Annotated in this window: 23 protein-coding genes; 8 read left to right on the top strand and 15 right to left on the bottom strand. The window is 64.0% G+C overall.

What is annotated here, in order from left to right; genetic code table 11:
* Positions 1 to 545: 545 nt before the first annotated feature.
* Together ACREYQ_RS19565 and ACREYQ_RS19560 are read left to right on the top strand one after the other, a co-directional pair.
* Positions 546 to 2,216: an MASE1 domain-containing protein gene (locus ACREYQ_RS19565; RefSeq protein WP_432261840.1), complete on the top strand. Its 1,671-nt coding sequence runs from the start codon at positions 546 to 548 to the stop codon at positions 2,214 to 2,216.
* Entirely contained in the window at positions 2,197 to 2,862 is a 666-nt protein-coding gene (locus tag ACREYQ_RS19560; RefSeq protein WP_432261839.1) for a response regulator, read from the top strand. The genes ACREYQ_RS19565 and ACREYQ_RS19560 overlap by 20 nt, the downstream gene beginning before the upstream one ends.
* Positions 2,863 to 2,907: 45 nt before the next feature.
* Here the strand turns inward: ACREYQ_RS19560 and ACREYQ_RS19555 are convergent, their stop codons facing one another.
* On the bottom strand, positions 2,908 to 3,687 hold the full coding sequence (locus tag ACREYQ_RS19555; RefSeq protein WP_432261838.1) for a TorF family putative porin: 780 nt from the start codon (positions 3,685 to 3,687) through the stop codon (positions 2,908 to 2,910).
* A 210-nt stretch (positions 3,688 to 3,897) separates the two neighbouring features.
* Positions 3,898 to 4,305 (bottom strand): nuclear transport factor 2 family protein, encoded by a 408-nt coding sequence (locus ACREYQ_RS19550; RefSeq protein WP_432261837.1) that lies wholly within the window; start codon positions 4,303 to 4,305, stop codon positions 3,898 to 3,900.
* 259 nt (positions 4,306 to 4,564) lie between these two features.
* Between ACREYQ_RS19550 and ACREYQ_RS19545 the strand changes: the two genes are divergently transcribed.
* Complete coding sequence (locus tag ACREYQ_RS19545; protein WP_432261836.1) at positions 4,565 to 5,239, top strand: Crp/Fnr family transcriptional regulator; 675 nt, start codon at positions 4,565 to 4,567, stop codon at positions 5,237 to 5,239.
* Between the two features lie 470 nt (positions 5,240 to 5,709).
* On the opposite strand, the gene ACREYQ_RS19540 is transcribed toward ACREYQ_RS19545, so the two are convergent.
* The 4 genes from ACREYQ_RS19540 to ACREYQ_RS19525 all read right to left on the bottom strand — a co-directional run bounded on the left by ACREYQ_RS19540 (position 5,710) and on the right by ACREYQ_RS19525 (position 10,888).
* Positions 5,710 to 6,828, bottom strand: coding sequence for an MFS transporter (locus ACREYQ_RS19540; protein ID WP_432261835.1), 1,119 nt, complete (start codon positions 6,826 to 6,828; stop codon positions 5,710 to 5,712).
* 38 nt (positions 6,829 to 6,866) lie between these two features.
* Entirely contained in the window at positions 6,867 to 8,222 is a 1,356-nt protein-coding gene (locus ACREYQ_RS19535; protein ID WP_432261834.1) for an MFS transporter, read from the bottom strand.
* A 58-nt stretch (positions 8,223 to 8,280) separates the two neighbouring features.
* On the bottom strand, positions 8,281 to 9,039 hold the full coding sequence (locus ACREYQ_RS19530; RefSeq protein ID WP_432262601.1) for an SDR family NAD(P)-dependent oxidoreductase: 759 nt from the start codon (positions 9,037 to 9,039) through the stop codon (positions 8,281 to 8,283).
* A gap of 91 nt (positions 9,040 to 9,130) precedes the next feature.
* Positions 9,131 to 10,888, bottom strand: a complete 1,758-nt coding sequence (locus ACREYQ_RS19525; protein ID WP_432261833.1) for an FAD-dependent oxidoreductase — start codon at positions 10,886 to 10,888, stop codon at positions 9,131 to 9,133.
* A 172-nt stretch (positions 10,889 to 11,060) separates the two neighbouring features.
* Here ACREYQ_RS19525 and ACREYQ_RS19520 point away from each other — a divergent pair, with 172 nt between their 5' ends.
* Entirely contained in the window at positions 11,061 to 11,858 is a 798-nt protein-coding gene (locus ACREYQ_RS19520) for an IclR family transcriptional regulator (RefSeq protein ID WP_432261832.1), read from the top strand.
* A 41-nt stretch (positions 11,859 to 11,899) separates the two neighbouring features.
* On the opposite strand, the gene ACREYQ_RS19515 is transcribed toward ACREYQ_RS19520, so the two are convergent.
* The 6 genes from ACREYQ_RS19515 to ACREYQ_RS19490 form a co-directional block, all read right to left on the bottom strand.
* Positions 11,900 to 14,749 (bottom strand): DUF4118 domain-containing protein, encoded by a 2,850-nt coding sequence (locus ACREYQ_RS19515; RefSeq protein WP_432261831.1) that lies wholly within the window; start codon positions 14,747 to 14,749, stop codon positions 11,900 to 11,902.
* A gap of 114 nt (positions 14,750 to 14,863) precedes the next feature.
* A complete protein-coding gene (gene kdpC / locus ACREYQ_RS19510) occupies positions 14,864 to 15,490 on the bottom strand; it encodes a potassium-transporting ATPase subunit KdpC (protein ID WP_432261830.1) in 627 nt (208 codons plus the stop codon).
* A 17-nt stretch (positions 15,491 to 15,507) separates the two neighbouring features.
* A complete protein-coding gene (kdpB, locus tag ACREYQ_RS19505; protein WP_432261829.1) occupies positions 15,508 to 17,742 on the bottom strand; it encodes a potassium-transporting ATPase subunit KdpB in 2,235 nt (744 codons plus the stop codon).
* 102 nt (positions 17,743 to 17,844) lie between these two features.
* Complete coding sequence (kdpA, locus tag ACREYQ_RS19500) at positions 17,845 to 19,665, bottom strand: potassium-transporting ATPase subunit KdpA (protein WP_432261828.1); 1,821 nt, start codon at positions 19,663 to 19,665, stop codon at positions 17,845 to 17,847.
* Complete coding sequence (gene kdpF, locus ACREYQ_RS19495; RefSeq protein WP_432261827.1) at positions 19,665 to 19,754, bottom strand: K(+)-transporting ATPase subunit F; 90 nt, start codon at positions 19,752 to 19,754, stop codon at positions 19,665 to 19,667. Before kdpF ends, kdpA begins: the two co-directional genes overlap by 1 nt.
* Positions 19,754 to 19,918, bottom strand: a complete 165-nt coding sequence (locus ACREYQ_RS19490; RefSeq protein ID WP_432261826.1) for a hypothetical protein — start codon at positions 19,916 to 19,918, stop codon at positions 19,754 to 19,756. Before ACREYQ_RS19490 ends, kdpF begins: the two co-directional genes overlap by 1 nt.
* 226 nt (positions 19,919 to 20,144) lie before the next feature.
* Here ACREYQ_RS19490 and ACREYQ_RS19485 point away from each other — a divergent pair, with 226 nt between their 5' ends.
* Positions 20,145 to 20,528 carry a VOC family protein gene (locus ACREYQ_RS19485; RefSeq protein WP_432261825.1) on the top strand — a complete coding sequence of 128 codons (384 nt, stop codon included), beginning with the start codon at positions 20,145 to 20,147 and terminating at the stop codon, positions 20,526 to 20,528.
* Positions 20,529 to 20,569: 41 nt separating this feature from the next.
* The gene (locus tag ACREYQ_RS19480) at positions 20,570 to 21,049 is read left to right on the top strand and encodes a DUF1697 domain-containing protein (RefSeq protein WP_432261824.1); all 480 of its coding nucleotides are present in this window, start codon (positions 20,570 to 20,572) and stop codon (positions 21,047 to 21,049) included.
* A gap of 23 nt (positions 21,050 to 21,072) precedes the next feature.
* On the opposite strand, the gene ACREYQ_RS19475 is transcribed toward ACREYQ_RS19480, so the two are convergent.
* Together ACREYQ_RS19475 and ACREYQ_RS19470 are read right to left on the bottom strand one after the other, a co-directional pair.
* The gene (locus tag ACREYQ_RS19475; protein ID WP_432261823.1) at positions 21,073 to 22,077 is read right to left on the bottom strand and encodes a DUF1254 domain-containing protein; all 1,005 of its coding nucleotides are present in this window, start codon (positions 22,075 to 22,077) and stop codon (positions 21,073 to 21,075) included.
* Positions 22,078 to 22,229: 152 nt separating this feature from the next.
* On the bottom strand, positions 22,230 to 22,706 hold the full coding sequence (locus tag ACREYQ_RS19470; RefSeq protein WP_432261822.1) for a 2,4'-dihydroxyacetophenone dioxygenase family protein: 477 nt from the start codon (positions 22,704 to 22,706) through the stop codon (positions 22,230 to 22,232).
* Positions 22,707 to 22,878: 172 nt separating this feature from the next.
* Here ACREYQ_RS19470 and ACREYQ_RS19465 point away from each other — a divergent pair, with 172 nt between their 5' ends.
* Positions 22,879 to 23,913, top strand: a complete 1,035-nt coding sequence (locus tag ACREYQ_RS19465) for an AraC family transcriptional regulator ligand-binding domain-containing protein (RefSeq protein WP_432261821.1) — start codon at positions 22,879 to 22,881, stop codon at positions 23,911 to 23,913.
* Between the two features lie 139 nt (positions 23,914 to 24,052).
* On the opposite strand, the gene argC is transcribed toward ACREYQ_RS19465, so the two are convergent.
* Entirely contained in the window at positions 24,053 to 24,979 is a 927-nt protein-coding gene (gene argC, locus ACREYQ_RS19460; RefSeq protein ID WP_432261820.1) for an N-acetyl-gamma-glutamyl-phosphate reductase, read from the bottom strand.
* Positions 24,980 to 25,103: 124 nt separating this feature from the next.
* On the opposite strand from argC, the gene ACREYQ_RS19455 reads away from it, so the two are divergent.
* Positions 25,104 to 25,988, top strand: coding sequence for a LysR family transcriptional regulator (locus ACREYQ_RS19455; RefSeq protein ID WP_432261819.1), 885 nt, complete (start codon positions 25,104 to 25,106; stop codon positions 25,986 to 25,988).
* Positions 25,989 to 26,016 lie beyond the last annotated feature (28 nt).

Below are 26,016 nucleotides of genomic sequence, written 5' to 3'. Positions count from 1 at the left end.
CATCGGTGTACACGTCTCTTGGCCCGATGCCGGCATAGGCCGCCACGGCGCCAAGCACCGCCGCGAGCAGCAAGAGTGTTTTTAACATTTTTTATACCTCCATTTCAGTTGGTTGCAACAACACCGAAGCGAACTCATTTCGCACCGGCTCATGACGCCGCAATTTCATACGAATGCAATGTACGCGCTGACGGCTAGCGTATGAATAAGGCCCTATTCCGAAAGAAGGCTAGGGGATTGCCCTATTCGCCAAGCCGGCGGACTTTGTGCTGCGCACATCCGGAACCCGGCATCGCACCCGCACGGCATAGCCTGGCGCTGATTAAATCCATCCGGCTACGCTTACCGCACAAGGGAGTTCTGACATAGATTGATATATGTCACGGCACCATGGTTTGGCAGCACTTGCCTGGCGTGAATTCGCTGCAAATGCGTAATTCACTACAGGTGTATTGGACGCTAGCTTGCGCAAGAGTGATGCCATCGCGGCTAACGGCAAAATGACTTGATATGCCAGGGGCAGTCCCCAGTATCTGAGACGAACCATGGTCATTATTCCGCGCAAGACTTGGCTCGACCGCCTCGCTGACATCGGCCTTGTCGCATTGGCGTATTACGCAGGCGCAAAGCTGGGGCTTGGCTACGCGGTGGTAGGCGGTGCGGTGTCGCTGGTGTGGCCTTCCAGCGGCATCGCCCTGGTTGCGCTGCTGGTACTGGGCTTCGCCGTGGCACCAGGAATTGCCATTGGCTCGGTGTTTGCCAATATGTCGGCAGGCGTACCCCTGCCGGTGGCAGCCATGATTGGCCTCGGCGCAACGGCTGCAGCCCTGACGGCGACAGTCTTGCTGACGCGGGTGGCGCAATTCCAGGTCACCCTGGGCCGCATCAGGGACGTGCTGGCGTTCATCACCCTGGCTGCGACGGCCAGCACCGTTGTGGGCGCGCTGATTGGCACCACCGCCCTCCTGCAAGGACGCATGGTGTCAGCCGCCGAGTACGGCGCGGCCGTTCTGCAGTGGTGGCTCGGTGACATGATGGGGGTGCTCGTGGTGGCCCCGGCGCTGCTCGGCTTGTTCACGTATCCGAGTCCTGTCCGCTCTGTCAGGCAGGCCACGGAAGCGTGCGGACTGACCGCATCCCTCTTCTGGATCAGTTACCTCATCTTCGGCGCCACCGAACTTGCCGGGCACGGCTACTACCCGGCAGCCCTGGCGGTTTTCCCGTTCATTATCTGGGCCGCTCTGCGTTTCGATCACGTGGGCGCGAGCCTGGCAACCTTGCTGGTATCGATCGTGGCCATCTGGGGCACGACCCACGGCACCGGCCCCTTTGCCGTCGAATCTCCAGTGGACAGCCTCGTCAGATGGTGCGCCTTTGCGAACGTCGTGGCAGTGACCGGATTGCTGCTGGTAGCCGCGCGTGCCCAGGAGAAACACGTCCATGAACTCCTGCTCGCATCCCACCTCGAGCTGGAACAGCATGTGCAAGCGCGAACCCGGGCCCTGAAGCGGACAAACCACGAACTGAAGCAGGAGATGGCGCGGCGCCGCCTGCTGGAAGCGGAGCTGATCCGCATCAGCGATCAGCAGCAGAGACTGATCGGCAGGGAACTGCATGACGGCCTCGGACAGCACCTCACCAGCCTGGGCTTCTACTGTGCCACCCTGAACCAGGAACTGCAGAAGCACAACCACCCGGCCGCCGCCGAGGCGGCCACCATTGCCAGGCTGGTAAAGCAGGCGTCCTTGATGACTCGCAAGATCGCTCATGGCCTGGATCCGGTGGCCATGGAATCCGGCGGCCTTGCAGTGGCCCTGCAAGGGCTGACGCAGAGCACCAGCACACTGAATGGCATCGACTGCACGCTGCACATCGACGCCAATGTGGACCTGCTCGATCCGCCTATGCAGATGAACCTATACCGTGCAGCACAGGAAGCCGTCAACAACGCGCTGAAATACAGCCACGGCCACCACATCTGGATCAGCCTCGAGCGCGAAGGCGGAACACAGAGGCTATCCGTCAGTGACGACGGCGTCGGCGTCGACGCGGAGCAAATGGAGCGCGCATCGGGACTGGGACTGCACAACCTGCGTCACCGGGCCAGCCTGCTGGGCGGCGTTTGCACGGTCACCCGCAATGCCTTGGGTGGCACCACGGTTGCCATCAGCTATCCCATACCAGAGAATCCTGGCCATGAAAGGCAAGCCGTCTAGTCCGGGCCGCGCGACGCAGATCCTGATCGTGGATGACCACCCCGTCATCCGGGACGGATTAAGCCAGTTACTGAATCTGCATGGCGATTTGCATGTCTGCTGCGTGGCCGGCAATGCCGAAGAAGCCCTGGCGGCGATGGTCTGCCGGCCGGGCATGGCCATTGTGGACTTGAGCCTGCACTCGACCTCCGGGCTGGACCTTGTCAAGGCGCTCCGGCAGCACTACCCCGAGTTGGCCATTCTCGTGCTCAGCATGCATGATGAAGCCTTGTTTGCCGAACGCGCACTGCGGGCAGGCGCAAACGGGTACCTGATGAAACTCGAGGCCACCGAGCATATTGTGAATGCCATCCGCGAGGTGCTGGCCGGCAATATCTACCTGAGCGCCGCCATGCATGAGAAGCTGGCCAGAGCCCTGACGGTTCCCGAGAGAATCCCGGCGGGCTCGATCGCGAGCCTTTCGGAACGGGAGTTCGAGGTCCTGCACCTGATCGGACTAGGCTTCAGCACCCGCGAGATCGCCGGGAAACTGAACCGGAGCATCAAGACGATCGAGGCACATCAGGCCAACATCAAGGAAAAGCTGGGCATTGCCAACGGCAAGGAGCTGATGCGCTTCGCCATTCAGTGGGTTGAGAGTCAATAGGGCGGCGATGGTCGGCTGCTCCCTGTTCCGGCAAGGCTCACACGCTCAGAACGTCTTCGTCAGCGAAGCCCAGGCCGCGGCCTTGCCGAGGTAGCGGCCCCGGTTGACGCTGGTGTAGGCCGATTCCCTGGCGTTGGTGTCCACGTAGGCCACCGCCAGCGCAAAGCCCTTGCCCAGGTCCTTGCTCAGGCCGATCTTCCAGTCGGTGTATGAGGCGTCGCTGTTGTGCATCACGCCCTGGTAGCCCACATGCGCATTCAGCGTCAGGTCCCAGAAATTCAGCGGCACGTTGGCGCTCAGGTCGACGTAGTGGCTGTTCTTGCTGTCGTTGAACCCGAACAGATTTGTCACGGCATGCGAGTACTTCAGGAACACCGGGCCCCAGCCGATGCCGGCGTACAGTTCCGTGGTGTACGGACGCGGGTTGTTGTAGCCGCCCGGGTAGTAGTATTCGAGCGCGCCCAGATCATAGCTGAACTCGAGGCCGGACACCTTGAAGGTGTTCCTGAAGCCGCCGTAGAAATCCATTTCGACCGGCGCCGACACCGACGGGTTGGCATCTCCGAGCCAGCTGATGCTCGAGTTCCAGTTGCCCGCGTAAAAGCCGCTCTGATGCGCGTAGTCGAAACCGCCCTGGATGGCCGGGCGCAGGTTGGTCTGGCTGATACCGCGGTAGCGATAGTCCGAGGCCAGCGACACGTTGGCCGTGAACGCATGCGGCGACGCCGGCTGGGCTTGTGCCATGACGGGCATGGCGGCGAACAGGATGATGGAAGGTACGGAACACGCAAGCAGCGCAGCCGCGGTATGGCGCAGGTCAGTCATTGTTCTTGTGACGAAAGTTGAGAAAATCCCCGTTGCCGGGAGCTTTGTCACAATATGGCCTGACACCTAAAAAAGGTGTCAAAAGCCGCAATGCCTGCGTGCAAATTCAATAAAGATGATTCATCGCAGATCTGCGGGCTGGGCAGTGTCCGCCGCAGTTTCAATGGCAGGCCAGACCCTGACACAGCGTGGGCCGCGAAGCCGAACCACTCATTGGCTCGAGATCGGCCAGGTCACCTGCTTCCAGTACGCATCCTTCGACAGAAGCCGCCCGTTGGCAACGCGGAATACGTCAAGCCCCATTGCATCCACTGGCAGGCCACCTTCAGCCATGCCGCGGACGCGATAGCGCAGAATCACCATGTCGCCGAACACCTCCATGCGGCTGTCCGAAAAGACCACGCCGTTGCCGCCGCGTTGCTGCTCTGCAAATCGCTCGCGCAAGTAGCGCAGCGCAGCGTCACGGCCTTGCAGGACCTGACCGCGCGGATCGCCGTTGCCGGCAGGTAACTGCCAAGTGAAGTCGTCGGCAAGGCAGGCGGCGGCCGCGTCAGCATCGCCTGCACGGAAGGCGGCACCAAACTTGGCCATCAGCGTTCTCACTTCGGATTCAGTCATCGGAATCTCCATTCAGAATGTGGTTGGGGCACGCCGGCTATGGCGGACAAGGCCGGCACGACGGCCACGCCGCCAATCGATGTGGCGCCGCTCGCCATGCCGGTGTTGTCTGCGTGATTCATCATCTGCTTCTCAGGCTTGCCCAATGGTCGGCGCGGCCTTGCTCTGGCCAGACGGTCGCGCCACTGTTGCCATGCAGGCTTTATATCAGCCGCCTTCCATATAGAATGTGAACAAATTCACAATGATGAGGTGACAGATGGCCGCCCACGCCAGAATCGACCCCCATCTGCTGCTTGCCGCACTCGAGGAGACGATGCGCGCGGAGTTGCTGGCGGCGGGAACGGAAGTTCGCTACCGCTCAGGTAGAACGATTCACCGCCAGGGCGACCACGACCGCTCGCTCCAGTTCGTCCTGGAAGGCAAGGTGAGTTTCAGCCGTATGGATAGCGAGGGCCGGCGGGTGAGTGTGGCCGTTATTGGCCCCGGCGAAGCATTTGGCGAACTGCCCTTGTTGACGGGGCGTCCACGCACCCATGACGCGGTGGCAGTCGGTGCGGTACGGTTGCTTCGTATTTCCGATCAACGGTTCCGGGATCTGCTGAACCGAAAGCCAGATTTGCGTGACTACCTGCTCGCCGAACTGGCCGAAAGGCTCATTCATGCGGCGGACAAGCTCGACAGCGCGCTCCGGCTGACGGTGCCGCAACGCGTTGCGCAATTTCTCGTCGCGGAGGTGGCCGGCGTAGAACGGCGATCTCTTGACGTGCGACAGGCGGACATTGCGGACGCACTGGGCGTGACGCGTGAAGCCGTCGCGGCGGCCTTGCGGCGATACCGCGATGCCGGACTGATTGAGACCCGTTACCGCGCCATCGACATTCTGGATCTCGAAGCATTGCGTATCGCGGTCGAGCGTGGCCCGTCGGGCTGACTCGCTATACCATGGAACAATGATGCAAGGGTCGAGGAATCATCGTGCGTAAAGGCGCCATCAGTGAGTCCGAACCACGGAACTGGCGAACGACGCTTCATGGCCGGCATCGGCCGCACGCTTGGCGACGGTGACCGGTTCGCTTTCGGCCGAAACGGGCAATCACTTTCCCATTCGCCAACGCCTGAATCGTCTGGTCTGGCGCCGCCGTGATAGAACGGCGTGTCGTCGTGCCGTGGCGATCAGCGCTTCACGCCCTACTTGCCGCTGCGCTTGCCGCCGATGCCGACCTTGCCGCGCCCGACCTTCCGATGCGGCACACAGGGGCGCAGCCTCTTCCTGGAGCTAGCCGTCAACGTGACGTGCTCCGCAGGGTAGCGGGTCGTCCTATGCAGCGCGGCCTGGTAGGCGGGATGACCCGGATCTATGCGCCGATAGCTGACATGACTGGCACCTTCCCCCGGCCGCCGCTATCCGGGACGGTGACGGGGAACGTCTGTGCGGAGCCGTCCTCCGAATGCCATGCCGAGAAGGGGGAGAGCCACGGCGGCGGCGGCAAACAGCCATCGCTCGCCGAGGGTGCCGGCGACGGCAGCAGCGCCGCTCATGCCGAGCGCCTGCCCAAGGAACAGGCTCGCGGCAAACAGCCCGACCGCCGTGCCGCGCGATGGCGGGAATACCTCGGTCGCCTGGGTCTGCAAGGTGTTGTGAAGCATGTAGAAGCCGAGTCCGCCGAGGAAGCATCCGGGCACGCTCCATTCCCACCGTGGTCCGACCGCGACGATGGCGAAGGCGGCGCCCAGGAGCGCGCCTCCGAGGGCGGCCAGCGCATCAGAGCCCAGACGCCTGATCAGCACGCCGGACAGCGCCACGTATACCAGGCCACCGACGCCATACATCGCCATCACCGCGCCGGCCTTACCCAGGCCGAGCCCGAAGCGGCCGTGCAGATAGGTCGGCACAAAGGCAAATCCCGTCAGGGTGAACAGGCCTTCGATCGCCGTCACTGCGAACACCAGTCTGGCGCGTGGCTGACCCAGCACGCTGCGGAACTGCTCCCCGAATGAACGCCTGGCAATCAGGTCGGAGACCATGCCCGATCCCTGCATCCGCACGACGAGCGCCGCGACGCCGGAGCCCGCCGCCAGCACCCAGAAGACAATGCGCCAGTGCAGCCAGTCGGCGATCAGCCCGGACATCCACTGGCCACCGATCATCCCGCCGATGGTCGCGAGGAAGAAGCGGGCAAGTACCTGCTGCCGGTCCCTGAGCGGAACTGTATCGCCGATCATCGCCATGCTCATGGGGATGACACCCGCCGCGGCTGCGCCCGAGAGTCCCCGGGCCAGCGCGAGGGCGGCCATGGTCGGGGCCACGGCGGCCATGACGTTCGCAACGGCGCAGCCTGTCAGCGCAAGAGTGACGACGCGGAGTTTGCCGAAGCGGTCGCCGAGCGGTCCAACTACGAGCTGCATCAGGCCATAGGCCAGCGCGAACGCGGAGATGGACCACGCCGCCATGCCGATGGGTACATCGAAGTCCGACGACAGTGCCGGAAGCAACGCGTCACAGGCGCGCATGGACGCCATGCTTATGACCGCCGCTATGGCGAGAGCTCCGAACCGCCTCACTCCGCCACCCTTGCCATCGGATAGGCGTGCCGGGGCTTCGCGATCATGAAGACCGACCCTGCCGCGAGCAGCGCCGGCACGGCGAGCAGGCCAAATACATCGCCGAAGCCCCAGCCAAGACCGAGAAGGCCTGCGCCGATGAAGGCGCCGGCCATGCCCCCGATCCGCCCGATGCCCTGCATCCACGCCACGCCCGTCGTACGCGCCTCGGTAGGATAGAGGCCTGCGGCGTAGGTGGACATCGAAGTTGCCGCACTCGTGACCAGGGTGCCACAAAGGAAAAGCGAGATGCCGAGGAACTCCGGATGATCGACACCGCGTCCCACCACGATGACGAGCACAGCGGCCAGCAGATACGCTACGACGATGGTACGGTTGGCATTGAAGCGGTCCATGAGCCAGCCCGCAACAAGGTTGCCGAGCAAGCCGCCAAGGGGAAACAGGGAGGCCAGCAACGCGCCACGTTCCACGCTGAATCCGGCTTCACGGAACAGCGTCGGCATCCAGTTCGTCATCAGGTAATAGATCACCAGACCCATGAAGCACGACAGCCAGAGCAGGAACGTGCGCCGCCGGTATCCGGCCGACAGGATGAGTGCAAGAGCCGAAGCCTTTCCCGCCTTGCCTGCCGATGCCATCGGCGCGACGAACACGCAGTGTTCGAGCGATTGCCAGGGGGCAATGCGCTTCAGGATGCGCGCGATCCGCTCGGCCCCCCCGGCGCGCACCGCCAGGAACTGGGCCGACTCCGGAAGCAGCGCAAGCAGCAGCACGGCGAGTATCAGCGGCGCGATGCCGCCAGCCGTCAACACGCTGCGCCAGCCGAAATGAGGAATCAGCCAGGCCGATGCCGCGCCGCCCGCCACCAGCCCACCGGAGAAGCCGCAGTACATGGCATTCACCGCAAGGGAGCGCAGACGCGACGGCGCGTATTCCGACATCATCGTGATGGTCGTCGGCATGGCCGCACCGAGCCCGAGTCCGGTCAGGAAGCGCAGGACGGTCAATGTGCCGACGGTCTGTGCATGGGCGGCAATGAGTGTCCATCCTCCGAAGCACGCGACAGCCGCCACCAGTACCGTCTTGCGGCCAATGCGATCGGCCACGGGTCCCGCGAAGATCGCACCCAGGCTCAGGCCAGCCAGTGCTGCGCTCATGACGACACCGAGTTCGCCGCGGCCGATGCCCCACTCGTGCGCCAGCGACGGTGCGATAAAACCGATTGCCGCCGTGTCATAGCCGTCGGCCGCCACGACGAGGAAGCAGAAGGCGAGGACCAGCCACTGGCAAGGGGAAAAGCGTTCGGCGTCGATGAAGGACTGCACGTCGATCGTGCGGGATGCCTGTTTCATCGTTGTCTCCTGGATGGGCGGGCAAGCGCGCTGTGCGCGCTTGCCTCGTTTGTGAGAGTCAGGCGGCGAGGTACCCGCCGTCCACGGGCAGGGTCACGCCGGTCACATAGGTGGACATCGACGAGGCGAGAAACAGCACCGCGCCCACCAGTTCTTCGGGTTGCCCGACCCGGTTCATCGGGATGCGCGACATGAAGCGTTCGAGCTTCGCCGGGTCCGTGCGCGTGGAAACGGTCATGGGCGTTTCGATGACGCCCGGTGCAATGGCATTGACGCGCACACCGTCGCGCGCGAGGTCGGCTGCCAGCGACTGGGTCAGCATCTTCACCGCGCCCTTCGAGGGCGAGTAGCCGAGCGTGTTCGACTGGCCCGAAAACGACGCGATCGAGGCGACATTGACGATGGCACCACGGGTCTGCCGCAGGGCCGGCAGCCACGCGTGGCAGACGTTGAACGTCCCTTCGTGGTTGACCTTCATCACCTGCTGCAGGTTGGCCAGCGCATTCTCGCTGTCGATGCCCTCGCGAATGAGGATGCCGGCGTTGTTCACCAGCACGTCGACGGGGCCGACGCAGGCGGTGATCGCTTCGGCGACGGCGCGGCATTGCGCGGCATCGGTCACGTCCAGCGCGCAGGCGCGTGCCGCATGTCCATGGGCATCGATCATCGCCGCCGTCTCATCGGCATTGGCTTCGTTCATGTCGGTCACGACGACCGTCGCGCCGGCTTCTGCGAGGCCGATGGCGATGGCCCGGCCGTTGCCCTGGCCAGCGCCGGTTATGAAAGCGACCTTCCCGGTCAGGAGTTGAGGAATCATCATGATTGCAGTCGAGGGAACTTCAGGGTGAACGCCGCCACGCGGCCGCCGCAATGCGGCCGCGCGGGTGACAAAAAATCGGGTAGGGAATTCAGTGCATGGCCAGAGGCTCGCGCGCGGCGGCCGCACTCGCTTTCGGGGGCGTGGCCTGAACCTGATCGGCGATGTGGTTGCCCGCGACATAGCCAAAGGTCAGACCCGGGCCGAGCGTGATGCCCGCACCGCTGTACTCGCCGCCCATGATGCTTGCCGCATCGTTGCCCGCTGCGTAGAGGCCGGGGATCGGATCGCCGTCCCGGGAGACGACCTGGGCGTGCTCATTCGTACGAATGCCCATGAATGAGCCCAGGTCGCCCGGTACGAGCTTGAGCGCATAGAACGGACCGTTGGCCAGCGGCGCGACGCAGGGATTGGGCGTGTGCAGCGCGTCGCCCTGGTAGCGGTTGTAGGCTTTGCTGCCGCGCCCAAACTCGGGATCGCGGCCGTACTGCGCCGTTTCGTTGTACTGGCGAACGGTGGCGGCGAGTGCCGCCGGATCGACACCGATCTGCTTCGCAAGGTCCTCGATCGTCTTGCCGCGCTTGAGGTAGCCGTTGCGCAGATGCGGCCCGAGCGGCATCGGGAACGGCTTCACGAAGCCGAGGCCGTAGTGCCGGATCGCCGCATGGTCGGCGATCAGCCAGCACGCCGTCTCCGGCTTGCCCTTCGAGGCGGCGATCATTGCCTGCACGAGATCGTGGTACGAGTTCGCCTCGTTGGCGAAGCGCTTGCCATCCAGGCTGACGGCAATCACGCCTGGTTTCGCCCGGTCGATGAAGTGGGGCATGATGCCGGTCGTGCCGTCCTTGCGCGGCACGAGCGACATGGGCGTCCACGCAGCGGCATTCGACAGGGTCTTGTCGAACACACCGCCCACCGCTTCGGCCATGCGCATGCCGTCGCCCACATTGGTCTGCGGCGTTGGCGAGAAGTGGCCGTGCCCGGCCTTCACGTGCGGGTAAGTCTCCTTGCGCCGCTCGAGGTTGTGCGGGAATCCGCCGCTGGCCAGCACCACACCGTGACGCGCCTTCACGCTGACGCTCTGGCCGTCGCGCTCAAGCACCGCGCCGGTGACGCGCCCCCCTTCCTGCAACAACTGCACGGCAGGCGACGACAGCCATACCGGGATCGACAGGTCGGCTGCCGACTTTGCGAGCCGCGCGGCCAGCGCATTGCCGTTGGTCAGCGTCATGCCCCGTCCGTACTTCACTACCTCCAGGAAATGCTTGGTCAGGCGTTTGGTGACATACCACGCGGACTCCAGCGATCGCGTCACCCGCATGAAGTGGACAATCTCCTTGCCGGAGCCGATCGTTACGCCGAAGACCGTCAGTTCCGGCAGCACGGGGCCGAGGGTCCTGAGCAACGGGCCGAGTTCGCGGGCGTCGTACGGGCGCGTCACCATGGAGCGGCCGCCTTGCGCGGCGCCGGGCGCCTCGGCGTGGTAGTCCGGGAACGTGAGCGGCATGTCGAACTGGACGGCGGTCTTTGTCATGAAGAACTCGATCGCTTTCGGGCCGTTCGCCAGAAAGGCGCGTACACGGGCCTCATCGAACCCGGCGCCGGCCTGGTTCCGGATATAGGTCAGCGCCTGGTCCGGTAGTTCGTGATGGCCGTATGCCTTGCCCAGATGGGTGTTCGGCACCCAGAGCCAGCCGCCCGAGCGGGCCGTCGTGCCGCCGTAGTAGCTCGCCTTCTCGGCCACGATGACCTTCAGCCCCCGGCTGGCGGCGGCAATGGCCGCGGACATGCCGGCGACGCCTGATCCGATGACCAGAACATCACATTTTTCCTGTTGCAGTGTAGACATCGACCTCTCCATTCAAGTGCGGGCGGTATGGCCGCCAAGAGCGGCGCCACCATGCTTGCTAGATTAGTACTAGCGCGCTTGGAAATATCTACATATTAACCCTACGCTTGCTCATTAGATAATGTCTAGTGCTATACTGTGCGCACGATCCATCTCATGGCAGGGACATACCGTGGACCAGACCGACCAGGCACCCGAGCGAGAGCGCCGCGGCATCCAGTCGATTGAAGTGGGAGGAGAAATCCTGAAGGTGCTGGCCTCCGAGGCCAGGCCGATGGCGCTACGCGATCTCGTGAAGGCGGCGAACATGCCGTCCGGCAAGATCCATCCGTATCTGGTGAGCTTTGGCAAGATCGGGCTCGTCGCCCAGGACCCGGTCACGGGTCACTACCTGCTCGGCCCGATGGCCATCCAGCTCGGGCTGACCAGCCTGCAGACGCTGAATCCGATCCGCGAGGCCACGCCATTCGCCGAGGCGCTTTCGGAAGAAACGTCGCACGCGGTCGCGCTTGCTGTTTGGGGAAACCTTGGGCCGGTCATCGTGCGGCTGATCGATGCGTCCTATCCCATCCACACGAACATCCGCACCGGCACCGTCATGTCGCTGGCCAATACCGCGACCGGCAGGGTTTTCTCGGCATTCCTGCCTCGTCAGTTCACCGAAAAGCTGTTGCTGGACGATCGCATACGGCTGGGCCCCGATATCGCGCATCCGCTGGACGCCGCCGTGGTCGAGGAAATGATCAAGGAGGCGCGGGCGCGCCACATGTCCCGCAGCATCAACCATCCCACGCCAGGGATCGTCGCCTTTTCTGCGCCGGTGTTCGATTATTCGGGAAACATTGCGCTGACGATCACCATCATGGGACCGACCGGCACGGTTGATACCGGTTGGGAGGGGCCGGTGGCCAAAGCATTGAATGCTTGTGCACAGGCAGTTTCGAAGCGCCTCGGCTACAGGGGCTCGTAGAAGTGCTGACAGGCGTCTGGCTTCAGTGGGCTTACGGCGGCTTACCCGGCATCAGCCGGCTCCGGCTCCACTGCCGGCGGGTTGCCGCGCTGCAATGCGAACACAAAGCGCGCGCCCGCCTGCCCGCCGGGCCAGTCCGGCCGTTGCGCCGGTTCCACCCAGATGCGCCCGCCATGCGCTTGCATGATGGCCTCGCACACGGCAAGGCCCAGGCCGACACCCGCCGTGGCAGACTCGCGCTCGCCACGCGTGAATTTTTCGAAGATCTGCCGCTCCTTGCCTTTGGGGACGCCGGGGCCATCGTCCTCGACGGCGATCCTGATCTCGTCGTCGACCTGTGCGGCCGACAGCCGGATCTCGGTGCCCGCCGGTGTGTACTTGGCTGCGTTCTCCAGCAGGTTGCACAGCACGCGTTCAATCAGCACGGCGTCGCATTCGACCAGGGGTACCCTGGACAAGTCGGCGACGACAACGCGATGCCGCCCCAGGGCATCGCGCATGGCGGCCAGACTGGCGCCAACGAGTTCCTCCACCGACTGCCACTCCTTGTTCGTGCGGACATCGCGGCTCTGCAGCTTCGCCATGTCGAGCAGGTTCACCACCATCGTCCGCATCCGCTTGGCCTGCTCAAGCATGGCGGCTACCGTTTCGTCCAGCGGCGGCGCCAGCGCGGGTTCGCTGCGCTGCATGGTTTCCGCCATGCCGATCAGGCTGGTCAGCGGGGTGCGCAGATCATGGGATACGGCGGCCAGCAATGAGCTGCGCAAGCGCTCTGACTCCATCGACAGCAAGGCCTGCTGCGCGACCTCGACGTAGTGCAGCCGTTCAATCGCGATGGCGATCAGGGTGCAGAATACGTCGGCCTGGCGCCGCAGCGCGGGTTGCGCAAAGGCGCGCGTGACCGCGGGCTCCACCGCCAGCACGCCCCGGGTCTGCATCGGCGCCTTCAGCGGCAGATACAGCACGGTGCTGCCCGGCAATGTGTGCGTGCCGGTGCCGGCCGGCTGGCCGTGATGGAATACCCACTCCGCCAGCACACGGTCGATCGAGTCGGTGCGCGCACGGGTGTCTTGCTGGCCGGCATCGGTGACCGGCGACAGCAGGCGCCCCTGCGGCGAAACCAGGAAGAAGGCCGAGTTGGCATCGAATGCGGCGCGCAGGAAGCGGCTGCCGATCGAAACGATCTGGTCCGGCATGAGCGCGGCCGACAGCTCGCGCGCCAGTTCATACAGCGTGCGCGCGTCTTCCTCCCGCCGCACCGCAAGTTGCGCCTGTTCACGCAAGCCGGCAGTCAGTTGCCCGATGACCAGTCCGACGGAAAGCAGCACCAGGAAAGTCAGCAGGTACTGCACATCGCTCACGGCAAATGACAGCCGCGGCGGCACGAAGAAGAAATCGAAAGCGGCCACGGCCAGTACCGAGGCCAGCGCGGCCGGTCCGCGGCCATGACGCAGCGCGACCCCGACCACCGCCGCCAGGAACAGCATGGCGATGTTGACGATGTCGAACCAGGGAAACGCCAGCGCCGACAGTGCCGTCGCACCCGCGCACCATACCGCGGCCCAGACGTAGTCCTTGCGTGTCGCTCCTTCGGTGGCCTCGGGGGCTTCGGGCTCCTCTGCGCCGTGGCGCGGGCGAATATCGGCGCGGGTCGTATCGGCCGCGACGCGGATGATATCGATCTCCGGGCACCCGAGCGCCAGCGCATCGGCAAAGCTGCGGCGGCCGAACAGCCAGGCCGGCGCATTCACAAAGGGCGACAAGGCCAGGCCAAGCAGCGACCGCGCCCGTTGCGCGAGCGAGGCCCCGCCCCGGCGCCAGTCTGCCGGCGCCCGGCCGATCACCACCTTGGTCAGGTTGTGGCGGCGAACATAGCCGACGATCGCCTGGACCATGTCGTTGCCGGCCAGTGTCTCGGTGCGCGCGCCCAGCTCCTCGGCAAGGCGCATGGCCGTCTGCAGGCGGACCCTGGCGGCATCGGACGGCGGCGTCAGCCTCGGCGTGGCGATCGTCACCACATGCCAGTCGCAATCAAGCTGGCCGGCAAGCCTGCGGGCGCTCTTGACCACGTGCTCGGCATCGTCGCCGCTGCCGATGCAGGCGAGCACTGCCTCGCGGGTCCGCCAGACCGACTGCACGGCCTCGGACTGACGCCAGGCCCGGACATCGTCGTCGACGCGATCGGCGGTGCGGCGCAGCGCCAGTTCGCGCAGGGCGATCAGGTTGCCTTTCCTGAAGAAGTTGCGCGCCGCATGCCGGGCCTGCTCGGGCAGGTAGACCTTGCCTTCCTTCAGCCGGCGCAACAGTTCATCGGCGGGCAGGTCGACCAGCACCACTTCGTCCGCGCTGTCGAAGACGATGTCGGGCACGGTTTCCCACACACGGATACCCGTGATGCCACCCACAGCCTCGTTCAGGCTGTCGAGGTGCTGCACGTTGACTGTGGTCCAGACGTCAATGCCGGCCGCCTGCAGTTCCTGTATGTCCTGCCAGCGCTTGGGATGGCGGCTTCCCGGCGCATTGGAATGCGCCAGTTCGTCCACCAGGATCAGCGCTGGCTGCCGGGCCAGGGCCGCGTCAAGGTCGAACTCCTTGAGCACCCGCTCGCGGTAGGGCACGTCTTTCATCGGCAGCCGCTCGATACCGGCAATCAGCGCTTCGGTCTCCGCGCGTCCGTGGGTCTCCACGATGCCGATGACGACATCCGTGCCCTGCGCGGACGCCGCCCGCGCCGCGGCAAGCATGGCAAAGGTCTTGCCTACGCCGGCCGAAGCGCCGAAATAGACCCTGAGCTTGCCGCGCGATGCCCGCTCACCTTCGGCCTGCACCAACTGCAGCAGCGCGTCGGGGTCGGGCCGTGCATCGGCATCGCGGGATTCGATGTCAGGCATGGGAAGGCCCACCCTTGACCCTGGCGCAGGCAGACCCGGTCAGCCTCGCATCCGGGGGCCTCTGCCGCTGTGGCGGGCGTGCCGTCCCACAGCATCGCCCGTTCTTCAGGTTCTTCATCGCCCGGGCGCAACGCCGTCCAATGCTAGGTTCAGCGTCAGGACGTTGACGCCCGGGTCACCCAATACCGGCAGCAGCGGCGCTTCGGTATTCGCGGCGATCAGCTGCTTCACCTGTTCGACGGGAATCCCCCGGACCCGGGCGACGCGCGCCGCCTGGTATTCGGCCGCGCCAGGACTGATATGCGGATCCAGCCCGCTTCCGGATGCCGTGGCCAGGTCCACCGGCACCGGCGCCTGGTTGCCGGGGTCAGCGGCGTGCAGCGCGTCGATGCGCGCACGGGCGGCGTCGGTCAGCGCCGGATTGGTGGGGCCCAGGTTCGAACCGCCCGAAGCCGCGGGGTTATACGGCATCGGCGCCGTCGCCGACAACCGGCCCCAGAAGTACTTCGGGTCGGAGAAGGGCTGGCCGATCAGTTCCGATCCGATGGCCCTGCCGTCCTTCCCGAGCAGCGAGCCGCCTGCCTGATGTGGAAACACGGCTTTGGCGATGGCGGTAATCACGCCGGGGTACAACAGGCCGGTAATCAGCGACAGCGCGATAAACACCGTCACCATCGGCCGGACAAGACCCGCCTGCTCGGGAGGCGAGGATGCCTGCGGGGACTGCGCTTGCGTATTCATGAAAGCTCCGAGGGAAATCAGACCCAGCCAAACAGGGCAAGGATCATGTCGATCAACTTGATGCCGGCAAACGGCACTAGTATGCCGCCAAGACCGTAGATCAGCAGGTTGCGGCGCAGCAATACCGCGGCGCCCAGCGGCCGGTAGACCACGCCCTTCAGCGCAAGCGGAATCAGCACGACGATGATCAGCGCGTTGAAGATCACTGCCGACATGATGGCCGATGCCGGCGTGGCCAGCCCCATCACATTCAGCAGGTTAAGCTGCGGATACGTGGTGGCAAAGGCAGCCGGAATGATCGCAAAGTACTTGGCGATGTCGTTGGCGACGCTGAAGGTCGTCAGCGAGCCGCGCGTCATCAGCATCTGCTTGCCGATCTCGACAATCTCGATCAGCTTGGTCGGGTTGCTGTCCAGGTCCACCATGTTCCCGGCTTCCTTGGCCGCCTGCGTGCCGCTGTTCATCGCCACGGCAACGTCGGCCTGCGCGAGCGCCGGCGCATCGTTGGTGCCGTCACCGGTCATCGCGACCAGCCGCCCTTCGGCCTGGTATTGCCGGATCAGCTTGAGCTTGGCTTCGGGCGTGGCTTCTGCCAGGAAGTCATCAACGCCGGCTTCGGCGGCGATCGAGGCCGCTGTCAGGCGGTTGTCGCCGGTGATCATGACGGTCCTGATGCCCATCTTGCGCAGTTCGCTGAAGCGCTCGCGAATGCCGGTCTTGACGATGTCCTTCAGCTCAATCACGCCAAGCACGCGCACTGTGGCGCCGTTGCCGTCCGCCACCACCAGCGGCGTGCTGCCGACACGGGCGACCTCATCAACGGCCTGCAAGACCGCATCGGAGAACGTTCCGGCGCGTTCCGTCACGTACCGGCGCACGGCATCGGCTGCGCCCTTGCGCACGTTACGCTCACTGCCGCCATCGCTCAGATCGACACCGCTCATGCGGGTCTGGGCACTGAACGGCACGAACTCCGGCTTCAGGCTTGCCATCGCCGGCGCCGTCAGCCCCGGCTGCTGGCGCGCCAGCGTGATGATGCTGCGGCCTTCCGGGGTCTCGTCGGCCAGCGACGACAGCCACGCCGCTTCCGCGAGCTGCAGCAGCGACACGCCCGGCGCCGGGATAAAGCGCGATGCCTGCCGGTTGCCATGGGTAATCGTGCCCGTTTTGTCGAGCAGCAGCACGTCCACGTCACCGGCGGCTTCGACCGCACGGCCCGACGTGGCGATCACGTTCGCTTCCATCATCCGGCTCATCCCGGCAACACCGATGGCCGACAGCAACCCGCCGATCGTGGTGGGAATCAGGCAGACCAGCAGCGCCACCAGGACGGTGATTGTCACCGGCATGCCGGCCTTTGTCACCAGGACGCTGTAGAGCGAGAACGGCTGCAGCGTGGCCGTGGCCAGCAGCAGCACGAGGGTCAGGCCCACCAGCAGGATGGTCAGGGCCAGCTCATTCGGTGTCTTCTGCCGCTTGGCGCCTTCGACCATCGTGATCATGCGGTCGATGAAGCTCTCGCCCGGGTTGGTCGTAATGCGCGCCACGATCCAGTCAGACAGCACGCGCGTGCCGCCGGTCACCGAGGAGAAGTCGCCGCCTGATTCACGGATGACCGGCGCGGATTCGCCGGTGATGGCGCTTTCGTCAACCGAGGCCACGCCCTCGATCACTTCGCCGTCGCCGGGGATCATCTCGCCGGCCTGCACCAGCACGATGTCGCCGCGCCGCAGCGCCGTGGCTGGACGGGCCTCGGTGGCGCCGCCGCGCTTTCCTTCCTTCAGCACACGCGCGGTGACCGTGGTCTTGAGGCCGCGCAGCGCCTCGGCCTGCTGCTTGCTCCGCCCTTCCGCCATGGCCTCGGCAAAATTGGCGAACAGTACCGTGAACCACAGCCAGACCGACACCGCCAGGATGAACCCCGCGCTTTCTCCGCCAGGCGCCGCGGCCGGCGCAAACAGCCCCCGGAAGAATAGGATGGTCGTCAGGATGCTCCCCACATAGACGACGAACATCACCGGGTTGCGCAACTGGTCCCGCGGCGACAACTTCCTGAAGGCCGCTGCGAGCGCCGGCTTGACCAGTTCCGGCGCGAACATGCTGCGCGGGGCCGGGCGATGATGGTGGGGAGGGTAGGCATCGCGTTGCAGCCCGGACACCGGCGCGCCCTTCGCCTGGAGCGTGTCGGAAGTAGAAGCGTCGGGCGTCGTGCCGCTGCGCTTGGCCGCTGGGGCCATCGAATCATGTTGCATGGATTCTCCGCAATCCGCTGGAGACACCCGGCACCCGCCGCTGCATCGCAGCGCGGTACCAGACGTGTCGGAATGCTCGATATGTCTTCGTCAGTGGTCGTCTTACTTCGCCGCGGTGGCCGTCACCGCGCCCTGGAGCTGCTCGGCAACCGGTCCGAGCGCCAGGGCCGGCACGTAGGTCAGCGCGCCCACCATCAGCACCGTCCCCACCAGCAGGACAACGAACAGGGGACCGTGCGTGGGCATGGTGCCGCCGCTGGGCGGCACGCGCTTCTTGGCCGCGAGCGAGCCTGCCAGCGCGAGCACCGGGATGATGATCCAGAAGCGCCCGAACCACATGGCCGCGGCCAGCAGCGTGTTGTAGAACGGCGTGTTGGCAGAAAGGCCGGCGAACGCGCTGCCGTTGTTGTTGGCCGCCGACGACAGCGCGTAAAGGATCTCCGAGAAGCCGTGCGTACCCGGATTGAATACGCCCGCGCGCCCCGCTTCGGCCATCACCGCCACGGACGTGCCGAGCAGCACCAGCAGCGGCGTGACCAGGATCGCGACGGCGGTCATTTTCATTTCATAGGTTTCGATCTTCTTGCCCAGGTACTCCGGCGTGCGGCCGATCATCAGGCCGGCGATGAACACGGCGAGCACCGCGTAGACGAGCATGCCGTACAGCCCCGAACCGACGCCGCCGAACACCACTTCGCCCAGTTGCATCAGCAGCATCGGCACCAGCCCGCCGATGGCGGTGAAGGAGTCATGCATGGCATTGACGGCGCCGCACGAAGCCGCGGTCGTGATGGTGGCGAACAGCGCCGACGCCGCCATGCCGAAGCGCGTCTCCTTGCCCTCCATATTGCCGCCGGCCTGCAACAGGGATCTGGCATGGTCGACCGGCAAGCCGGACAACGCAGCATTGGTCATTTGTTCGGACATCGCGGCGACGCAAGCCATGGCGACAAAAATCACCGTCATGGAGGCCAGCACTGCCACCCCCTGTCGCCTGTCTCCCACCATCTCGCCAAACGTGAAGCAAAGCGCCGCGGGAATCAGGAAGATCGCCAGCATCTGGATGAAGTTGGCCAGGGCATTCGGGTTCTCGAACGGATGCGCCGAGTTGGCATTGAAGAAGCCGCCGCCATTGGTGCCAAGCATCTTGATGGCCTCTTGCGAGGCGACCGGCCCCATCGCCAGCGTCTGCTTGTCTGTCTTCATGACCTCCATGACCGGCTTGCCCTGTGCATCGAGCAGCGGCTGGCCGGCGCCATCGACCTTGGGCTGGCTGTATTCGACCGGCGTCACAAGGCTGACTTCCTTGTAGGCATCGAAATTCTGAATCACGCCCTGACTGACCAGTGCCAGCGCGATCACGGTGGCAATCGGCGCCAGTACATAGAGCGTGATCCGGGTCACGTCGACCCAGAAGTTGCCGATGGTGGCCGCACTCTGGCGCGCGAAGCCGCGAATCAGTGCGAACACCACCGCGATGCCGGTTGCGGCCGACAGGAAGTTCTGCACCGTGAGCGCGAGCATCTGGGTCAGATAGCCCATGGTCGACTCACCGGCATAGCCTTGCCAGTTGGTGTTCGTGACAAAGCTGATGGCGGTGTTGAAGGCCGAGTCCGGCGTAACCGCACCAAAGCCCAGCGGATTCAGCGGCAACAGGCCCTGCACGCGCTGCAGCGCGTAGACCGCCACCACGCCAAGCAGGTTGAAGGCAAGCACCGCGACGGTGTACTGCTTCCAGCCCATCCCGGCGTCGGCATGCACGCCGCCCAGGCGATACAGCAATCGCTCGAGGGGGCGGCCCCACGCGGTCAGCGTGTAGCGGCCATCCTCCACGGCCCGCCTCATATAGCGGCCGAGGAATGGCGCGCAAGCCAGGAGGATTGCAAGATACAGGACCAGCAGGCCCACAAATTGCGAGGACATCAGAATTTCTCCGGCCGGAACAGCGCAATGAGGAGGTAAACAAAAATGGCTGCGGCCAGCACGCCGCTCAACAGATCGGTCCAGCTCATCACTGCCCCCTGTCCGACGCGCTGTGCTTTCCCGGCACCTGTTGATGCGGCCCGCCCTGCGCGGTGCCCGGCGAAGATTGCGGGGCCAGCACGACGCAAAGCCCAAGCAGCGCCGCGCTCAGCAAAGCGAAGCCAATCAATACGATCAGAAAGATCCCGTCCATGACAAAACACCTTTGCGTGGTTTTCGGTTTGAAGCTTAGCGACGGGGCAGTAAAAACATTGTAGAAAGGTGGCCGGCGCGTATAAAGAACGCATAAAGATGGCATGAAACGGGCGAGACAAGCGCGCAATGAGGGGCGGCCGCAGGTGGGCGAAGCCCGCTGGTGGACGTCCTGTTGACGGACGGGTTAGGATGCTCGCGCAGGCCCACACACGTCAGGAGAGCTCATGTTTGACCATGTCAAATTCGGAGTCAGCGACTATGCAGCGAGCAAAGCGTTCTTCCCCAAGGCACTCGAACCGCTCGGCGTAGCGGTTGTCTCGGAGGGACCGCCGACGTATGGTGTCGAGCTTAGTCCAAAGGGCCAGGCTTCATTGTGCCTGTACCAAACCGACGAGAAGCCGGCGCGTCTTCATCTGGCGTTCACGGCCGGGAATCGCCAGCAGGTCGAAGCATTCTATCGCGCGGCTCTGGAGGCGGGTGGCAAAGACAATGGTGCGCCTGGTCTGCGCCCGCACTACCACGCGAACTACTATGCAGCTTTCGTCATTGGTCCGGACGGGCACAACATCGAAGTGGTTTGCCACGAACCCGAGGCCCTGACGAGATAGCCATGTCCCGATACGTTGCCTTTCTTCGCGGCGTCAGCCCGATGAACGCCCGGATGCCAGAACTCAAGCGTTGCTTCGAGGCGGCGGGCTTCTCCGAAGTGAAAACCCTGCTCTCCAGCGGCAATGTCGTATTCAACGCGAAATCGTCGTCACTGGCCAGCCTGGAGCGACGCGCCGAAAAGGCGATGCAGTCTGAACTGGGCCGCAGCTTCGACACCTTCGTCCGGCCGGCCCGCTATCTCCAGAACCTCATCGACGCGGACCCCTTCGCCGGATTCAGCCTTGCCCCTTCGGCCAAGCGGGTGGTCACGTTTCTGCGCAGCCCAGTGCCGCCAGACGTGAAGCTGCCCATCGAGCGCGACGGCGCAAGCATCTTCAGGGCCGATGCCGCGGAGGTCTTCAGCGCCTATGTGCCTGACCCGAAGAAAGGCCCGGTGTTCATGAGCCTGCTCGAACGCTCGTTCGGGAAGGACATCACCACGCGCACGCTCGATACGGTCATCAAGTGTGCCAGGGCATAGGTTTAATGCGCCAGACGGTCCAATCAGAAGGAGGGGACATCCCCGGTCCTCGGATTGCCAATCAGTCTCCAGCCGTTGGTCACGGTACCGGAGCGAGGTAGCGCTGCCACGATCAACTTGCGCCCGGCGGCCGGCGCCGCGCGCAACGCCGCCTGCAACTCCGGCGGCAAGCGATTCAGATCAAAATCCCGCCCTGGCATCAGCCCAAGGCGCGCGATGCGGGCAAGAATCGGATAGTCGTTGGCATGCGGCGGATTGGCCTTCAGCAACCGGGCAAACGTCGCAAAGTAAGTGTCCCCGTCCATCTTTGCCACCTGCTCCACGGGGGCCGTCATATCCTGTTGTGAATTGACGGTGCCCTTTGGTGGCACATAGCCGGGCTTACCCCATGCACTGAGCGGCGTGGCCTTGAGGGCGGCCTGGAATTTGTGGACAGATGCGTAGTCGGCAACGCCATTGGTCTGTGTCCGGCCGATCATCCAGCCTAAGCCTGTCGGTGAAACGTAGACCAGGATGCCGGCCGGAAGCTTGCCGTGCCAGTGCGGGCCGACAATAGCGAAGTGCTGCGGTCCATTACCGGTGGTACGCGTGCCGGGCGAGGTAAAGACGTCCGTCCACATGTCGAGCGCCGGCAGCAGATAGTAGCGCTCGCCGGAGTCCGGCACGGAGATGATGAGCGGCTCACGCGTGACGTCGAACCAGAGCGTTGAGTACAGCGTATCCGCATTCGGGCGAACCACCGTGTCGAACCTGTCGTCCGGAAACGCGGCCGCGTGCACAAACTGATTCATCGGCGCACGAATGCGGCTGGAATCCGGCGCTTCGACGTTGGTGGAAACACGCCGCGTCACCTCCATCAGCACCATTGGATAGGCGTAAATGTAGGCCTCCGTGGCGATTTCCCGTGCATCGGCCGCGCTTGGCGGAGCCGCGATTGCGCCGGCGGTTACCTGAACCTGAAATGCGGCCGAGCCAAGCAGCACGCACAGAACGCGCCGCAGCCACGGGGTGTGAGTCAATGCAATCATGTCTCCTCCTGTATTTTCTTTAAACGTTACGATCGCGTCCCTGGCTCTCCCAGGCAGTTCCCTCAGCTGCGCATTGGCCTCAAACGCGCGTCACTGCTGCCGACCCTTTCGAGAGCGTGATTCGCGCCCGAGCGATGCCCCCGCGGAGGAAGTCAGTCTTCGAAGGTAGACAAGTCCTTGGGCTTGATGCCGTTGGCCTTGCAGTAGTTGAGGTAGCGGTCCATCGACGTCTTCCAGTTCTCGACGGTGATGATGTTGTCCTTGTCGTCCAGGTAAAGCAGCTCACCCGCCACGATGTTGAAGGTGATGATGTCCGGGCCTTCGGCATAGGCCGCCTGGGGCGTATGCCGCGTGGAGGCAGTTTCATACACGACGCTGCCGGCACGGGCGATCCAGTCATGCTCCTTGTAGCGCCAGCTCCCCTGAACGGTGTACACGATCACCGTACCGGTGTGATGATGGCGTGGCATCTCCATGCCGGCAGGCGCCTTTAACAAAGTGATGATTTCCCCCCGTACCGGATCGATCTTGAAGTACTTGATCATTACGTCGTTGCTGTAGGGCGCGCATGGCATCCAGGGGGTATCGTTGCCGTCCAGGCAACCGGTGTTGATGGATTCGAACAGCATGGGACTGTCTCCGGTGGTGTCGCCCCCTCCAGGACGGTGGGCTCTTGTAGGGATCCATTCTGGGGAGACCCCTTTGCCTTGACTTGTCATTTCCGACAACGATCTATCATTTCCAGACACCGTTCGCGCCACTCACTGCGCCACCTACTGCACCACATTTCCCTGCCGGTTGATGAAAGCCTCTGCCCTCCCTCTATTACCGGCCCGCTATCTCGTGCTGATGGGCGATTACCTCAGGTCAGTGGGCACCTCACTGGACGAGCTGCTACGTGCCCTGGACATCGACCCTGTCCGGCTCACAGGAACGGATTTTGGCCTCACCACAAAGCAGATCGATTGCTTGCCGGCAGAAGCCCGGAGGTTGACTGGATATAGTGATTTTGGCTTCGAATGGGGCTGCCGCCTCAAGTTGAACTCGCACGATATCCTGGGGTATGCGATGCTTTCGTGCTCCACCCTGGACCAACTGATCCGGTTGTGTTCTCGTTATTACGGGCTTGTGACGCCCATGTTCCGGATGGGCTATCAACGCGCCGGCAATCGCATGGAGATCATTTTCAGGCCAGCGATGCCAATGGCGAGAGACACGCTGAACCTCCTTCAAGAGACAATCGCCGTTTCGACGCACCTGCAATGCAAGCCCTTGTTGCAGAACCCCTCGCGCGTCTACGACATCTACATGTCAATGGAAGCGCCACTGCATGCGGCACGCTATCGCGAGCTGGCGCCCGCACGCGTGCATTTTGGCGCCTCACCATTGCCGGAGATCCGCATGGTGGCGGATACGTGGAGCCTCGACGCAGCGCTGCCGATGGCCGATGCGCATGCCGTACGCGTGGCGGAGGAGCGATGCCGGGCAGTCCTGCAACGGTACCGTGAGCAAGGAAGTTGGACCGGGTGGGTGGCCATGATGCTGAACGAAGCGGAGGACAGCCGGCCTACGCTGGAGGAGCTGGCTGATCTGCTTTGCATCTCGGCACGCACGCTTGACCGCTATCTGAAGAAAGAAGAGAGCAGCTTCCGCACGCTCGCAACTGAACTGCGAAACAGACGCGCGCGGAAGCTTCTGCTCGATGGAAAGCTCCCGATCTCGCAAATCGCCTACCGACTCGGTTTCACCGACGTTGCCAACTTCAGCAGGGCCTTTCGTCGCGCCAATGGCGTCAGTCCTTCTGATTTTCGCGACAGCGCTCTCAAGGATCTATAAGAGTCTTGGTCGATATGCATGCCAGCAGTCTCCGCATCCTCATGCGCCACAGGGGAGACATTCGACTGCCACGACCAGATTGCCAACAATCGGTGGCATATAGGTGCAGCCGAACATCAGCGTAAGCCATCGGCCACCATTACTGCGCGAGCATCAGGTTCAGGTTCTGAACCGCAGCGCCGGCAGCGCCCTTGCCGAGATTATCGAAAACCGCGGATAGCAAAACGTGCCCGTGTTCCATGTTAGGAAACACGCTTAAGCGCATATCGTCCGTACCGTTCAGTACCTGCGGATCCAGCTGCTTTAAAGCGCACGATTCGTGCAGCGGCACGACATGTACGTGGGCCGCCTCGGCATAGTGGCGTGCGAGGCACGCGTGTAACGTGGCGCCGTCCACGCAGGGTGCCAGCAGTCGCACATCCAAGGGCACCGTCAGCACGATGCCCTGCCGGAACGCACCATACGCAGGGACAAAGATCGGACGCCGCGCGAGGCCGGCGTGCTGCTGGATCTCCGGGGTGTGCTTGTGCGCGAGCTGCAGACCATACACCTGGTACGGCGGCGCGTTGACAGCCCCCGGCCCCTCGTGTTCTTCCACGCCGGCACGCCCGCGTCCGGAGTAACCAGACACCGCGTAAATGCTGACCGGGTGTTTCCCTGGAATGAGTCCGGCGTGCAGCAGGGGACGCAGCAGGCCAATTGCACCGGTCGGATAGCAACCTGGATTGGTGACCCGACGTGCGGTCGCAATGCGCTCAGCCTGTCCGGGACTCATTTCCGGAAAGCCGTAGGTCCAGTCCGGCTTTGTGCGATGGGCGGAACTTGCGTCGATTACTCTGACGGCAGGGTTAACAATGGCGTCCACCGCTTCGCGCGCGGCGCCATCGGGCAGGCAGAGGATGGCGATGTCGCAGGCGTTGATGGCTTCGGCGCGACGCCTGGAATCCTTGCGTTCCGCTGCGGGAAGCGTGACCAGTTTCAGATCGGTCCGGCCACGAAGCCGTTCGTGAATTTGCAACCCGGTGGTGCCTTGGTCGCCGTCGATGAAAACAAGGGGAGAGCTCATGCGCGCGATACTCCGGTGACTGGTAACAGGTGGAATGAGCCTGTTATCTTCCGCGCACCGCTAGAATAGCGAAAGTTGAATTTCATAACCTGGACATTCATTTTCCCTGAATCTGGACGCCGACATGCGAGAGATCAGCCTGGACCGCTTGCGCACCCTGGTCGCTATTGCCGACCGTGGCTCATTCGCCGACGCGGCGCGTGCGTTGCATCTGGCGCCACCAACGGTCAGCCTCCACATCGCTGAACTGGAAGAGCGCATCGGGGCTCCGCTCCTGTCGCGCAAGCGTGGACATGTTCGGCCGTCGGCAACAGGCGAGTTGTTGGTCGAGCGCGCGCGTCGACTGTTGGCCGACGCGGAACAGGCGTTAGACGATGTTCACCGCCAGGTTCAAGGGCTTGTCGGACGCGTTCGGCTCGGAGCATCGACCGGCGCGATTGCGCACCTTTTGCCGCAAGCGCTTGAAGTGCTTCGTCAGCACCACCCCGCTATCGATATTCAGATCGCGGTACTCACCTCGCATGAAACGCTAACCCGATTGGCGGATGGGACGCTGGATATCGGGCTGGTCGCACTGCCTCAGCCTCCGGCGGCTGGAGTTGTGATAAAGCCTTGGCGCCGCGACCCCGTGATGGCCTTTGTGCCGGCGCATTGGCGGTGTCCGGCTCGCATTACGCCTGAATGGCTCGCCGCTCAACCTCTCATTCTTAATGATGCGACTACGCGCCTCTCGCGCCTGACCGCGGAGTGGTTTGCGACCGGAGGGCACCATCCTGCGCCGCGCATTCAGCTCAATTACAACGATGCGATCAAGAGTCTGGTAGCGGCAGGTTATGGCGCCGCGCTGTTGCCTCATGAGGCCGCCACGCCATTACCCGACGGGCGCATTGTCATGCGCCCGTTGCGCCCGGCGTTGTGGCGTCGGCTCGGCATTGCGCATCGTGCAGGGCACGTCGAGCGTTCCACGCAACATGTACTCGATGCGTTGTGGGATCTGCGATTGACGTAGGAATTTGCCATTTCCCGCTCGGTTCGGC

It is taken from the genome of Cupriavidus sp. TMH.W2 (assembly GCF_050847365.1).
Lineage (GTDB): Bacteria > Pseudomonadota > Gammaproteobacteria > Burkholderiales > Burkholderiaceae > Cupriavidus.
Note: the sequence above shows the minus strand (reverse complement) of the source record. Positions and strands in the feature narration are given on the sequence as shown.